We start from the raw sequence: 14359 nt of genomic DNA, 5'->3' as shown, positions 1-14359 counted from the left end.
TCCACGCACAAGTGATGGGCACAGAGTACCAGCGTGCTAGACGCGGACTGCGGGGCGCGCAACAGGGCCGCCGTAAAGACTCGACCACTTGTCACGTCAAGCACGCTATTGCACTGAGCGATCACCGCCGCCAACGTCCACTGCGCCGTCGGGTATTCCGTGAGCACCCCGTTGGGATAGCACGCATCAGGATCGCATACCTGCAACCGCCCCTCAGCGTCCAGCGCACTGCGCAAGGCGGGCTGTTGCTGGATTAACGCATGCAGCCTGTCGTGTAACTGTTCGAGCGGGCAGCCCGGCAACGCTTGCAGCACAATGACATGGTTATAAACATTAGGCACAGGCAACGCCAACTGCGAAAACCAACGCAACGCGGGCAGATCGATTCGGGTGTTGGGAGTATGCTGCGCGGGCTGCGACGCCATTGTATGGCTGGTGAGAAACTCACAGATGGCGTTCACTGTTCCACACTCCATCACCTGCACCGCTGGCATCGCCCAGCCGTGGCGTCTGAGCTGCGCCGCAATCTGGATACTCTTGATGGAGTCCAACCCCAAGGCATAGAGGTTTTCGTTATCATCAAGCGCAGTTTGCTCCAGCGCCCCTTCCACGCAGCCCCGTACTGCACGCCTTATCGCCGCATCCCCCAGCCGCTCGCTACCCGACGCAGGCGCGGCGCTTCGAGCCGCTGCGGCCATCTGGCGCACGTCTACCTTGCCATTGTGCGACAGCGGCAGTTGGGCGATGGCGCAGCACTGCCGGGGTTGCATGTAGGTGGGCAATTGCTGACGCAGATGTTGCATCACGGTAGCTACATCAACAGATGACGGCGTCACGCAGGCCAGCAACCCGCTGTGCTGCCCCTGCGCATCATCAATCACCGCCACCGCCGCACTTTCCACCTGAGGCGCGCTCAACAACGCTTGTTCGATTTCGCACAGCTCAATACGATAGCCATTGATTTTGATCTGATCGTCATTACGCCCCTGATAAGCCAGCGTATCGGGAGCGATGGCGTAGCCGATATCGCCGCTGCGGTAGCCAATCATCACCCCATTGGTATCGTTAAGGTAGGCGGCGGCCGTTTGTTGCGGCGCATCGATATAGCCCTGCGTCACTGACGCGCCATAAATCACCAATTCGCCAGTTTCGCCTTCCGGTACCGGGCAGCCCCAAGGGGAGCAAATCGCTACCTGGCAGCCGTCGATCGCCGTACCGATGGGCAACGAAGGCTGCGTTTCCTGCCCGGTGTAGCGGTAGATCATGCAGCCAACGGTGGCCTCTGTCGGCCCATATTCGTTATAGATCGCGGCCTGAGGAAAGAGAGTGGCCGCCTTACGCGCCAGATCCCGTTTGAAATCCTCCCCGCCTACCACCAAGGTACGAATCCGCTCACTGCCCATGCCAGCCACACACAACAGCCGCAGGTGTGCAGGCGTAAGTTTGATCACTGTGTTGGGCTGATCAACCACGGCCATACGCAGCAGTGTTTCGCTCTCGGCGTGCCGACAAACGCTGATGCTCGCGCCCACACACAAGGGGGCGAACAGCGTGGTGATGGTCAAATCGAAGGACAACGAAGAGTAGAGCGCAGCCCGGTCCTGCGCTGTAAAGTAACGTTCGGCGGCGAAATGGAGATAGTTAGCCAAATTGCCATGAGAGACCTGCACGCCCTTAGGCTCGCCGGTCGATCCGGAGGTAAACAGCACATAGGCCAGATCCTGCGGTTCAATAACCGGCCAAGGCTCTCTAGCAAGCGCCGAAGTCGCTGAGGCCAGGACCACGCTGGAAGCGGGAAACGCCAGCGCCTGCGTCAATTCATGCATAGCCGGATCGTAGAGGATATGCGCCACCTGCGCTTTACGGCACATAGCGTGCAGGCGGGCCGTTGGCAACGCGGGGTTTAGCGGCAGAAATGCCGCGCCGCAGCGCAAGATACCGTAAATGACCATCACCGTTTGAGCGCTGTGCTCGGCGACAATCCCCACCACTTGACCGCGGCCGATCCCCTGTTGGCGTAGATAACGCGCCACCCGCTCAACGGCTTCGTCCAACTGCCGATAAGTCAAAGACTGTTCATTATCAATTAGCGCCGTGCGATCGCCATGCTCCACAACCTGCGCCGCAAACCGGGAAGTAAATAAGGGTTGGACTGCGCCGCAGGCCAATGCGATGTGCGGCGAAGGATAGACGTCGAGATCGCCTAGACGGGCGTCGGGCTGCGCATCCAGTGCAGTGACCAAATCCAACAGGCCATTTTTCATCGCGGTCAGTTGGCGCGGAGTGAAGGCGCTGCGCAGCGCCTCCAGACTCAACCTAAGGCTTTCTTTATGATTATTAACAGTTTGCAAAACAATCTGTAGTTTGTAGGACTGCGCGCCGCTGTAGTAACTCTCCACGCGTTGTGCGGCACCCGCAATGTGGCGTTCATAGGTAAAGTTATAATAGTTAACGCAATAATCGAACGCGCGCAACTGTCCGCCACCGCGTTCCGCCAAATCCTGATTGAATAAGGTAATGGGATATTTGCTGTGCTTAAAACCGCGTTCCAGCTCGCGTTGGAAAAAGGCCACCTGTTCACAAAAACGTTCCGTGCGCGCCAGTCGATAGGCTAGCGGCAAGTGATTGGTAAACATGCCAAAGCAACGCCGCGCCTCTCGAGAATGCCGATTAGCTAACGGCACGCCTAGTACGCCTTTTTCCTCCCCCCATACTCTGGCGCGATAGAGAGCGAACAGTGCAATAAACAGTGTATTAAGCGTACAGCGATAACGATCGCACAGCCCGTAGAGGCGGTTAATCATGGCCGGCTCGAGCCAAGTGGAACAACTGATGCCCTCAGTAGCGACGATGGGGGAATTGTCCGGAAAGCAGTCGCGGTATTCGTCGATATAGCCACGCCACCAGTCACGATCAACGGCAAAGCGCGAGGAGGTCTGATAAGACTGCTGCTGCGCCAAGAATGCACCATAGGCTGGCGACGCATCATCCGGTGCGTCCGGCTGTTCGTATGCTCGCTTGACATGGTTTGACAACAACGCCATTGACCAACCATCAGCAATGCCATGATGGGCTTTAAATAAATAACCGCTGTGTTGTTCACCGCATGCAAAGGTGACAAACTCAAACAGGTCGTGCGCCAGCGGGGTAAAGGGCTGGCTGAACCACCCATCAACAAATGTCTCGATCGCCGCTGGGCGTAGATTCTCCTCAGCACTGTCTGGGGCAAAAGTCAAATGGCGGATATCGCGCCTGCGATAAGGCTGCACCTGGCTGACCACCTCATCCCCCTCCCCCATCACAAACCACATACGCAACGCATCAAATTGCCGAATGGCGGACTGGATGGCCGCGTGCAGTCGGGGCAGATCGACAATTCCCTCGATGGTGACTACACCGCCAATGGTGTTTACGCCGCTGTGAGGATACATTTGGTCAATGATGTGGCACTGTTGCTGTGGCCACAACAACGGATTGCACGACGTCATGGTGCCACCTCCAAATCTGGGTGTTGGGCGCGTACCGTCTCCCGATTCCATCGCAGCAGGCGCGGTGAAATACGCAGCAGACGCCATGCCAGCAGCGCAGCCACAAAAGTGCCGCTCATCGCCCCAAAATAGACGCCAGTAATACGCATCTCCAACACAATCGCCAGCAGGTATACGGCGGGGACAGATATAAACACGTGACGCATCAGCGTCAACAACACCGAATACCAAGGCTTACCGATGGCCTGATAATATTCGCTGGCTAACATACTGATAGCGATAAAGGGCAGTGCCAGCGCCATGATACGGGTTTGCAGTACCGCATAGTCACTGACGGCAACAACACGGCTAAACAGGGGATACATCCAGGGTGCCAGCACAATATGCGCAACGGCTAACACCAGCACAATAGAGAAGGCCAGCGCGACGGCGGCCCAATAGGCATCCAGCGTGCGGGTGACATTACCGCGCCCCCAGTTCTGCCCCACCACGGTCAGCAACGCGGCCGCGATAGCCAGCATCGGCGTCATGATGAAATAGTCGATACGGCCGGTGAGCGTAAACGCCGCCATCGCATTGACGTCCAACCTGACGATGAAAAAATTATAAATCACGATGCCGACCGAAATGATCAGTTGCATCAGCATTTGCGCCACGCCGACGGAGAGAAACTCCCGGTAGGTTTGCCAGGAGAATGGGCGTAACGCGATGCGTACACTTAATCCGATACGTAGCCCCATCAATGCGTAGATGAAATAGGCGACCACACTCAGTTGCGCCAGAAACGACGCCAATGCCACCCCTTTCACACCAAAATCGAACACAAAGATCATGATGGGATCGAGCACAATATTCATCAACGCCCCCAGCAACGAGGCCTTCATGATGACCATGATCTTGCCCGAGCCCTGAAACAGCCCCATCATGACGCCAATCAACATAATGCTGAACACGGTCGGCAGTGAGTAGTAATAGAAGTCCGCCGCGTAGCCGATGATGCTGTTCGTGGCCCCCAGCGCGCGCAGTAGCGGCTGGGCATAAACATAGCCGAGCGCGGCGATCACGACCGCGAAAAATAGCGCGATGGTGATACCGACCGACAAAATCTGCTGCGCCCGATCCAACCGCCGCATGCCGATGGCGCGGGACAGCAACGATCCCATACCGATTTGAATGCCGTTGGCGATGGCGAATAACCCCATCCCCACGGGAAAAATCAGCCCCACGCCAGCAATGATGCCGCTGTTGACGACATCAATGTGGCTCAGCCAAAAAATATCGGCAATGGCATAGGTCACCTGCGTCAACATACCGACAAACATCGGCAACGCCATACGCAGGAGTAATCTGTACAGCGAGCCATCAAACATACCCGCCACCGCGAACCGCTCATCGTTCGGGGTGTCTCTGTCTGGCTCAAGCTTATTCACCGTCATACCCGTTCCTTATTCATTAAAAGCGCCGCACCTTCAGCGCGTTGTCACCGATATCCGCCTTTAATACCCTTCCGGCGCCGTGAATCCGCCACTGATGCTTTCGCAAAACTCAGCAAAGTTAATCGTCACATCATCGTGAAAATGCCCGGAGATAATTTGTATGCCGCACGGCAGTTCATCCGCGGTTTTCGCCAATGGATAGACGGTGGCGGGCAAACCAAAAACCGTCGCTAACATGTTCCAGAACAGATGTTCGTTGTAGTCCTGCGGTTCGCCGTTGACGATAAGCTTGCGCTTACGCACTGGCTGCTGCATGTGCGCAAAGGCCAGCACCGGGCTGACAGGTGTCAACAATACGTCATAACGGGCGAAAAGGGTTTCTATCACCCGGCTGTATTCGCGGCGGAGTTTGTCTGTGTGCATCTGTTCGTCGCTGTCGTTCAGCATGCCCTGGTAATAGCTAGTCATCCCCTCAGGTACATCCGCCAGCTTGCCCGCCAGCCTGAAGCCCAGCGCCGCCAGCCCGGCGGTGAGGCGCTGGCGTCCATTGAGCGCCGTACCTACCAGTCGACCGCTGAGTTTGACGGCCATATCGAACAACATGTCGGGATCGATATCGGCGGGCATTGCGTCATCAACTTCCACATCCGGTTGTTCACGCAACCTGTCGATAAATGCTTGAAAGCGTTGTGCAACCTCTTGGTCTATCTCATGGTGGGGGGCGCCAAACCACGTGCACACGCGGTAGCTTGCTTTGGCATGATAACGGCTAAAATCGGGAATACGCGGCGGTTCCACCCAAAATGCGCTCAATGCACGCATCATCAGACGTAGATCTGCCGCGCTACGCGCCATGGGCCCTGCCGTCGAGAGATCGGGCTCGCTCGTCGCTTGCGGGCCACCACCAGGCACATGTCCTCTGACCGACATCAACCCCAGGCTACAGCGATGGGCATAGACGCCGGTGTAGTGTGCCGGAATGCGCATTGATCCAAACAGATCGCTGCCAAATTCCACAGGGGTGAAATCCGCCGCCAGCGCCACTGCCGCTCCGCCAGATGAACCACCGGGTGAACGTTGCCTATCCCACAAGTTATGGGTGGTGCCGTACAGATCGTTATAGGTTTGCCAATCTGCGGTCATCATTGGCACATTGGTTTTGCCCATCAGGATCGCCCCAGCAGCGCGCAAGCGTGCGATGGAAGGGGCATCCTGCGTCGCCCGATTATCTTTCAGATGACGGGCGCCGGACGTGGTTAACCACCCCTGCACGTCAAACGACTCCTTAACGGTGCAAGGTAATCCGTGCAGCACGCCCGTTGCGCGCCCCTCCAGCCGATCGCAATCGGCGCGCACGGCGGCCTCCAGCGCCAACGCATGGTGCTGCTGCACCACCGCATTTAACGGCTCGTTAAACTGCGCCATGCGCGCAAAATAGTGATTCACCAACGCCACGGAGGTGGTTTCCCCGGACGCCAACTGCTCCAACAGCGTCCCTGCACTACGGTAACTCAGCTCACTCATCGCCCTTTTCTCCCTGTTGGACGCGTTTACGCCGCAACGCCAGATTTTCGCGCGCAGCGCTGACCTGCGACGACTCTGCCTGCGCCAGCACGATATCGCGGGCTTCGGGCAAATTGTGCTGTTGATCATCGAGGTAACACGCCACATCCGCGATGGTTGGCAGACGGAACAGATCGACAATGGGGATCTCCTGCCCGATAAACTCCTCCAGCGCCTGCTGAATACGCACCAACTCGATAGAACTGCCCCCCAGCGAGAAGAAATCGTCTTCGACCGACACGTAGCTCACGCCGAGCACCTCCTGCCAGAGCTCCACTAGCCGCTGTTGTAACGCACTGTCCACCTGAATAGGGGCCACGCCGTCACGCTGGTGGGCAATCTGTTCGCCCTGCTGCTGTAATTTTTGCCGATCTAACTTGCCGTTAGCGGTCAACGGAAACTCGGTCGCCAACACCAGGTTGCTCGGCAGCATATAGTCAGGCAGTTGCTGACGCAGGCTGTGCAGCATGGCGTCTTTGTAGCCCTGCATGTCCAGCGGCGCAGCGGTTTCGCTCGGTTTCTCATAGGTGGAGAAATCGCGCAGCAAGGCGGCGGAGCTGGCCGCCTCTTGACCTATCGCACCACCCACGGTGCAATGGACATAGCGATGGTGCGGCGACAGTTGAAAGTGCGGCGCCACAGCAGCAAAGTCCGCCATCCCCAGTTGACACAGCCCCAATCCGTAGCGCGGCGCATCTTCCTCCAGTAAATGGCAGAGGGTGCCTGCCTCCATCACCGAGAAGTGCCAACCGGCCTCTTGCCCATAGAGCGGCGCGATCGCCGCCATATCGGCCACCATAAACAGCGTGAATGCCGCCCGATCGGCAATAGACTGATTAGGTCCGGCGTGAAAACCACTGTTCAACACCACCTCTGGCGCCACCGGCATCAGGCAGCCTTCTCGCGGGTTGAAGTAATAAATACCGGACACCCCCTCTTCGATCTTGTCAGGATGCAGGTACACGTAGGTTTGCACCGGGTATAGCCCCCCGGCGGACGCATAGGCATACTTGGCAAAAGGTAGACCGGGCAGGCGCATCTGCCCCAAGCCTGACAGCAGTTGCCCCAACTGTGCCAGCGTGGTTTTTTGCCCACTGAAATGACGATAGCTGCGGCGTTTGATGTAACGTGTGCTATCCGCCGGTACCGTCAACGCAATGCCCGGACCATTCAGCACGCGAATATGCGGCTCCTTGAACTTGAACGCCAGACGCTGTGCCGGATTCACAATAATGCCCTGCGCCAGTGCCTCCGCCTTCGCTTCCTTGGCGTGCAATGCCTGCGCCTGGTGGCGATCGTGCAGTTTGGCAAAAGCGACCAACCGACGATGTTGCGCATTACCCACCGCCACCACCACCGACTGCTCCACATCGGGATGGCGCGCAATGCAGCGCTCGATTTCCCCCAGTTCGACACGGAAACCGTTCACCTTCACCTGGGTATCGTTGCGTCCCAAAAAAGCAATTTGCCCGTCGGCAAAGTAGCGCCCGCGATCCCCGGTACGGTAAACCCGCTCGCCGCTCGCCTCCCGCCACACGAAACTCGCCGCGGTCTTCTCCGCATCCTTCAGGTAACCTTGCGCCAGTCCCATTCCGCCGATGCAAATCTCCCCTTCCACCCCGACCGGGCATTCTTCCAACTGCGCGTTCAACACGTACATTGGCTGGTTGCGCAGACCTCGGCCATAGGGAATGCTGCTCCACGTCGGTGCCACTTCAGTTATCGGGTAGTACACCGACCAGATGGCGCACTCGGTCGCGCCGCCCAGACTGATGATCGCCATCTTTTCATTGAGCCGCTCGCGCATCTGCCCCGGCAGCGTGAGCGGGATCCAGTCGCCGCTCAGCAGTGCCAGACGCAACATCGGATAGCACGCCCGGTCGCCGCTGTGGTATTCGCACAGCATCTGCATCAGCGCGGGCACCGCATTCCAGACGCTCACGTGACCGTGTGCCATCACTGTCCGCCAATGGCGCGGATCTTTCTCTCGCCCCGCTTCCGGCAACACCAGCGCTGCGCCCACCATAAAGGGCGCAAAGGCGTCGTACACCGACAGGTCAAAGCTCAACGATGACAGCCCGAACAGCCTATCCTGCGCGTTGAGGCCGAAGCGTTCGTTGATATCTTCCAGCGTGTTCATGGCGGCGCGGTGGTCGATCATCACTCCTTTCGGGGTGCCGGTGGAGCCGGAAGTGAAAATGATATAGGCCAGATCCGTGACCTCCGCCGCCACTACCGGCAGCGGTGCAGCGGACGCGTCCAGCATTCCGTCGTCGATGGTCACTACAGGCAGCGACGGTTCCAACGCGGTAAGGCCCGGCTGCGTCACCTGCACCCGCACCTCGCCCGCCGTCAGCAGTAACTGGCGACGCTGTGGCGGCAGCGCCGGGTCCACCGGCAGGTAGACGGCCCCCAGTCGCAAGATGCCGTGCACAGCGGCGATCTGCTGCCAGCCTTTTTCCATCACCACCGCCACGCGGTCGCCATGCTGCATGCCCAGCGCTAACAGGGCGTGGGCCACATTATCCGCCGCCGTCGACAGTTGGCAGTAGGTCAGCTCGCGGGTAGGGCTGATCAGCGCGGTTGCCTGTGGCGTCAGCGCCGCCTGACGCAGCAACCCATGGTGCAACAAGGCTGTCGGCGCGGGGGCCTGCGTGACCGGCGCGCTAACGGTGGGCAGCGCCAGCACGTCTTGCGTCTCTTGCCAGCGTTGTGGCCGCTGGGCCAGGGCGTGCAGCAGTTGGCAATAACACTGGAACATCTGATCCATCAGCGCCGGTTCAAACAACTGTTCCACCACGTCCCAGTTAAAGTGCAATTCCCCGTTGCGCTCCATCACCTGATGATCGAGCCACACCTGCGGCGTCTGTGAAACGCTGTACTGATCATCCTGCGGCTGGCTGAACAGCGTATCGTCCGTTTCCCAGCGCGCCTCGTCTTGATTGAGCAGGCTGGTGAACACAATAGGAATCACCGATTTCGCCGGATCGCGGTGAGTTTGCACCAGCAGGCGAGAGACCTGGATACCCCCAAACAAGCGGTTATCCAAATCGCGCCACAGTTGGGAGTGGATCGCGTTGGCCCGCGCCTGCAAGGTCGCTCCCTGCGACAGGTCAATCTCCAGCAGCGTCAGTGCAGTAAAATCGCCCATCAGGTGATTGATATCCGCGTGCAGTGGCAGACGATTGAACAGCGTCAAGTTAAGGCTAAAGTGCGGCGAGGCGCTAAAGCGCGCCAGCACCTGAGCGAACCCCGTGAGCAGCAGCGTAGTAGGCGTGATACTCATCTGACCCGCCTGCGTTTTCAAGCGCTGCCAGATAGCACGTGATAGGCAATGGCTACGGCGCACGAATGTGGGGTTTTCCAGCTTCGCGGGGTCGGTACGCAGCGGCAAGCGTGGCCCCGGCGGCAGGGTCTCGATGCGGGCGCGCCAGTAGTCACGCGCCCGTTCAAACTGCGGCGTTTTCTCGTAGGATTTCAAGGTCAGCACATAGTCGCGGAAACTGTACGTCAGCGTAGGCAACGCCGCCTGCGGATGGCGGTAGTGATACGCCAGTTCCCGAATGAACAACTCCAGACTCCACGCATCGGCCACCAGCAGGTCGATAGAGACATGCAGCCGGGCTTTTTGCTGCGGATCGACCACGACTTCCATCTGAAACAGAGGCCAGCGACTGCAATCAATCATCTGATGCGAGAGGGTGTCACGCAGCGCGCGGCAACGCTGTTGAAACGCGTCCTCGCACGGGGTGGTATGGAAGGCAACGTGGTATTCCGGCACGTCTGGCAAGATCTGCTGCATACCGTCATCGCTGACAATGGCGCGCAACATGCCGTGCCGCGCAATCACCGCATTGAGCGCACGGTTGAACGCCGTTTCATCCAGCCCTTGTAGTTCATATTCGACATAGATATGGGTGGAAATATTGCCCAACCCTAGGGATTTGCGCCGCCCAACCCAATAGGCTTGCTGCACGTCGGTCAGCGGAAAAGGCAGGTGCTGCTGGTCAGGGGCGAAAACCGCATCAGGCAACGCCGAAACCGCTGCCTCACTGCCGCCTTGTTCGAGCAGATAGCGACTTAATCCCTCGATGGTGGGATCGGCAAAGAATGCGCTTAGCGTGCAGGTGACGCCGTAATGTTGCTGAATATCATATAAAATGGTTGACGCTAACAGCGAGTGCCCACCCAGTTCGAAGAAGCTGGCGCGGGGATCGTCAATGCTGACACCAAGCGTGCGTTCCCACATCGCCGTCACCGCAGCGACGATATCGGATTTTGTGGTGCGGGATACGGCGTTCGACGATGCCTGAAGAGACGTGGCAGGCCGTACGGCCTCGACCCAATAGCGCTGCGGTGCAAAAGCAGTCCCCGGCAGGGCGATGCGTTGGCTGCCCAGCATCCGCTCCGCCGCATCCACCCAGCGCCAATCCAGGCTGACGCCCACCAACCATAACTGCCCCAGCGCCTGTAGCACGGCGCGGTTGGCATCACCCACCGCGTCGTCCAGCGTCACAGACAAGACGTCGGGCTGCACGGGGGGATTCGTCGGCACATCGTCAAACGGCTGGCCCGCATTCAACCTGTGCCATGCCTGCGCCAGCGTGCAGTCCCCGCGCAGTACGGCGGCAGCATAGCCACCATCGCCGTCGCCGCACGGCACTACATTCAACGTTTCCCGTTCGTCAATCAGTGCGATCAGCGCATATTGGCTGATAAACGTCCGTTGCGCGGGGGTGAGATCGCGCAGGCAGGCCGGTTCGAGCGGAAAATGATCGAGCAGTTGCCCCACCGCCTGTGACAACACCTCAGAGCACGCCAGCCAGTCACTAAGCGTCTCGGGTGCAACAGCGAAACGGTGCCCCAACCTCCAGCAGATCGTGCTGCCGGTGGTTGCCGCCACCGTTGGTGCGTCGTGGAGTTGTCGGGCTAACTGGGCGCAATCCTCTGCGATGATACACTTACGTACCGGGGCGGAGATACGCCCGTAACGCAGGGTGTAAGCCACGTCCTGTAAGCGTATCTCTGGATGCGCGGCCAGTTCCGCCAGCAGGGCGTTCTGCATCTGCCCCAAGGCGTCGGGGTTTTTTGCCGAGAGCGCGACGACACAAGGCCCCGTCTGCTGCGCCCTCGCCTGCGGCGTCGATAACGGGGCTTGCACCACCAGATGCGCGTTGGTGCCGCCCAATCCGAACGCACTCACGCCAGCGGTGCGTGGCGTGGCGCCCTCCGGCCAAGGCGTTAAACGGGAAACCACCTCAAACGGGCTGCCCTCCAGCCCCAGTTGCGGATTGGCCCGTTGAAAATTCAGCGTGGGATAAAACACCTGGTTAGTGAGGCTCAGCACCGTTTTGATGAGTCCGGTGACGCCGGATGCCATCTCCACGTGACCCACGTTGGGTTTCACCGCCCCCAGGCGCCACGGCGTCGCGCTCGGCGCTGCCGCTCCAAACGCGCGTTTGATGGCCGCAAATTCGATAGCGTCGCCTAACCGGGTGCCACTGCCGTGAAGTTCCAGATACTGAATTTGCTGCGGCGTCACCCCTGCCAGGCTTTGCGCCTCAATCATCACCGCTTCCTGACCCTCAACGCCCGGCACGGTATAGCCGCTGCGCGCGCCGCCGTCGTTGTTGATGGCACTCCCCTTGATGACGGCAAGAATGTTATCCCCTTGCGCCTGCGCGTCCGTCGCCCGCTTGAGCAGCACCATACCCAAACCGCTGCTGTAGACCGTACCGCTAGCCTGCGCGTCGAAGGTGTGGATCAGGCCATCTTCCGCTTGCAGTCCATCGCCACGCGAGACATAGCCGCGCTGATCCTCCATGCGGAACGTGATGCCCCCCGCCAGCGCCATATCGCACTGCCCGCTCAGCAGTCCCTCGCAGGCCAAGTGCACGGCCACCAGCGAGGTGGCGCAACTGGCCTGAACCGTCACGCAAGGACCTGTGGTGTTCAGGCGGTAAGCCAACTGGGACGTCAAATGATCTTTGTCATTGCCGACCATGATTTGGAGACCGCCGAGTTGCGCGAGCTTGTCTGGGTTGCTCATCAGGTGGGTAAGCAAGTAGAAGCTGGTACTCACGCCCGCATAGAGGCCGACGCGCGCATCGTGCTGCTGCGGGTTGTAACCGCTTTGTTCAAACATCTCCCAAGCGCAGGTCAGAAACACGCGCTGCTGCGGATCCATGATTTCCGCTTCCGCGCGGCTGTAGCCGAAAAAGCCGGCGTCGAACTCTGCCATACGCTCATACACATTGTTCAGCGTGATCTGATTGTAGCCGTCGCACGGGGTCACTTTCGGCTCCAAAATGTTGCGTCCGGTACGCAGCACCGTTTCGAACTCAGCAACGCTGTGTACGCCGGGGTAGCGGCAGTTCATGCCGACGATGGCGATATCGCTCTCACTGTAAGTCATCAGTTTTTCCTTAACGTTGACGCTGGTGACGGCGTACAAGCCGCTGTTGGGCGCGGGATTGGGAGACATCACGCTGCTGCGTCTGGTTCACCACCTGTGCACCGTCCAGCGTAGCCTGCAAATAGCCGGCGATTTTTTTCACGGTGGTTAAGCGAAACAGCTCGGCAATGGGTACCGTGACTTTGAAAATTTCCTCGATGCGGCGATGCAACAGCACGATCTGAATCGAGCCGCCCCCCGCTTCAAAAAAGTTGTCATTCAGCCCGATCCGCTCTCGTTGCAGTACTTCGCACCAGAGTGCGGCCACCTGCTGTTCATAGGGCGAGGCGTGCGCGAGGGCCGCCATCTCCTGTGATGTAGATTGCGACATACGTTGGATAACCTCTTGAACCAGTGCCGCCTGGTCAATTTTGCCGTTGCCGGTCATCGGCAGCACGTTGAGAAGAAAGAGATGTTGGGGCAGCAGGTAATACGGCAGTTGCGTGGCTAACTGCGCACGAACGCGCGCTAACAGGGCGTCGTCATCGTCAGGATGCAGGTTTTCTGTGGCGGTGATAAAGGCGTGCAGTTGCCCTTGATGGCACACCACGGCAGCGCTCCCCACGTGGTCAAGCCGTTCAAGGTGGCTTTTGACTTCCCCCAGTTCGACACGGAAGCCGTTCACCTTCACCTGGGTATCGTTGCGCCCTAAAAAGGCAATTTGCCCGTCAGCAAAGTAGCGCCCGCGATCCCCGGTGCGGTAAACCCGCTCGCCGCTCGCCTCGCGCCAGACAAAGCTCGCCGCGGTTTTCTCTGCGTCGTTCAGGTAGCCTTGCGCCAGCCCCATCCCGCCGATGCAAATCTCCCCTTCCACCCCGACCGGGCACTCCTCCAACTGCGCGTTCAACACGTACATTGGCTGGTTGCGCAGACCTCGACCGTATGGAATGCTGCTCCACGTCGACGCCACCTCAGCTATCGGGTAGTACACCGACCAGATGGCGCATTCGGTCGCACCGCCCAGACTGATGATCGCCATCTTTTCATTGAGCCGCTCGCGCATCTGCCCCGGCAACGTCAGCGGGATCCAGTCGCCGCTCAGCAGCGCCAGACGCAACATCGGATAGCACACCCGATCACCGCCGTGGTATTCACACAGCATCTGCATCAGCGCAGGCACCGCGTTCCAGACGCTCACGCGACCATGCGCCATCACCGCCTGCCAATGACGCGGATCTTTTTCCCGCCCCACCTCCGGCAGCACCAGCGCCGCGCCCACCATAAAGGGCGCAAAGGCGTCGTACACCGACAGGTCAAAACTCAACGAGGACAGCCCGAACAGCCGATCCTGCGCGCAGAGGCCAAAGCGTTCGTTGATGTCCTCGAGCGTGTTCATGGCGGCGCGGTGGTCGATCATCACCCCTTTCGGGGTGCCGGTGGAGCCGGAAGTGAAAATGATATAGGCCAGATCCGTGACC

The 14359-nt window shown here is 59.2% G+C and carries 5 protein-coding genes; all 5 read right to left on the bottom strand.

Translation table 11 applies throughout. From position 1 onward, the window contains the following. A partial coding sequence (gene clbN, locus GS12_RS20135; RefSeq protein WP_034950221.1) for a colibactin non-ribosomal peptide synthetase ClbN occupies window positions 1-3488 on the bottom strand: 3488 nt, incomplete at its 3' end. Continuing rightward, on the bottom strand, window positions 3485-4924 hold the full coding sequence (clbM, locus tag GS12_RS20130; RefSeq protein WP_034950212.1) for a precolibactin export MATE transporter ClbM: 1440 nt from the start codon (window positions 4922-4924) through the stop codon (window positions 3485-3487). The genes clbM and clbN, both read right to left, overlap by 4 nt. 60 nt (window positions 4925-4984) lie before the next feature. After that, window positions 4985-6448, bottom strand: a complete 1464-nt coding sequence (clbL, locus tag GS12_RS20125) for a colibactin biosynthesis amidase ClbL (protein WP_034950209.1) — start codon at window positions 6446-6448, stop codon at window positions 4985-4987. Further along, window positions 6441-12902 (bottom strand): colibactin hybrid non-ribosomal peptide synthetase/type I polyketide synthase ClbK, encoded by a 6462-nt coding sequence (gene clbK / locus GS12_RS20120; protein WP_034950218.1) that lies wholly within the window; start codon window positions 12900-12902, stop codon window positions 6441-6443. The genes clbL and clbK overlap by 8 nt, the downstream gene beginning before the upstream one ends. A 10-nt stretch (window positions 12903-12912) precedes the next feature. Then, on the bottom strand, window positions 12913-14359 hold a 1447-nt coding region (locus GS12_RS23630; RefSeq protein ID WP_152601452.1), incomplete at its 5' end, for a non-ribosomal peptide synthetase.

It is taken from the genome of Erwinia oleae (assembly GCF_000770305.1).
Classification (GTDB): Bacteria; Pseudomonadota; Gammaproteobacteria; order Enterobacterales; family Enterobacteriaceae; genus Erwinia; species Erwinia oleae.
Note: the sequence above shows the minus strand (reverse complement) of the source record. Positions and strands in the feature narration are given on the sequence as shown.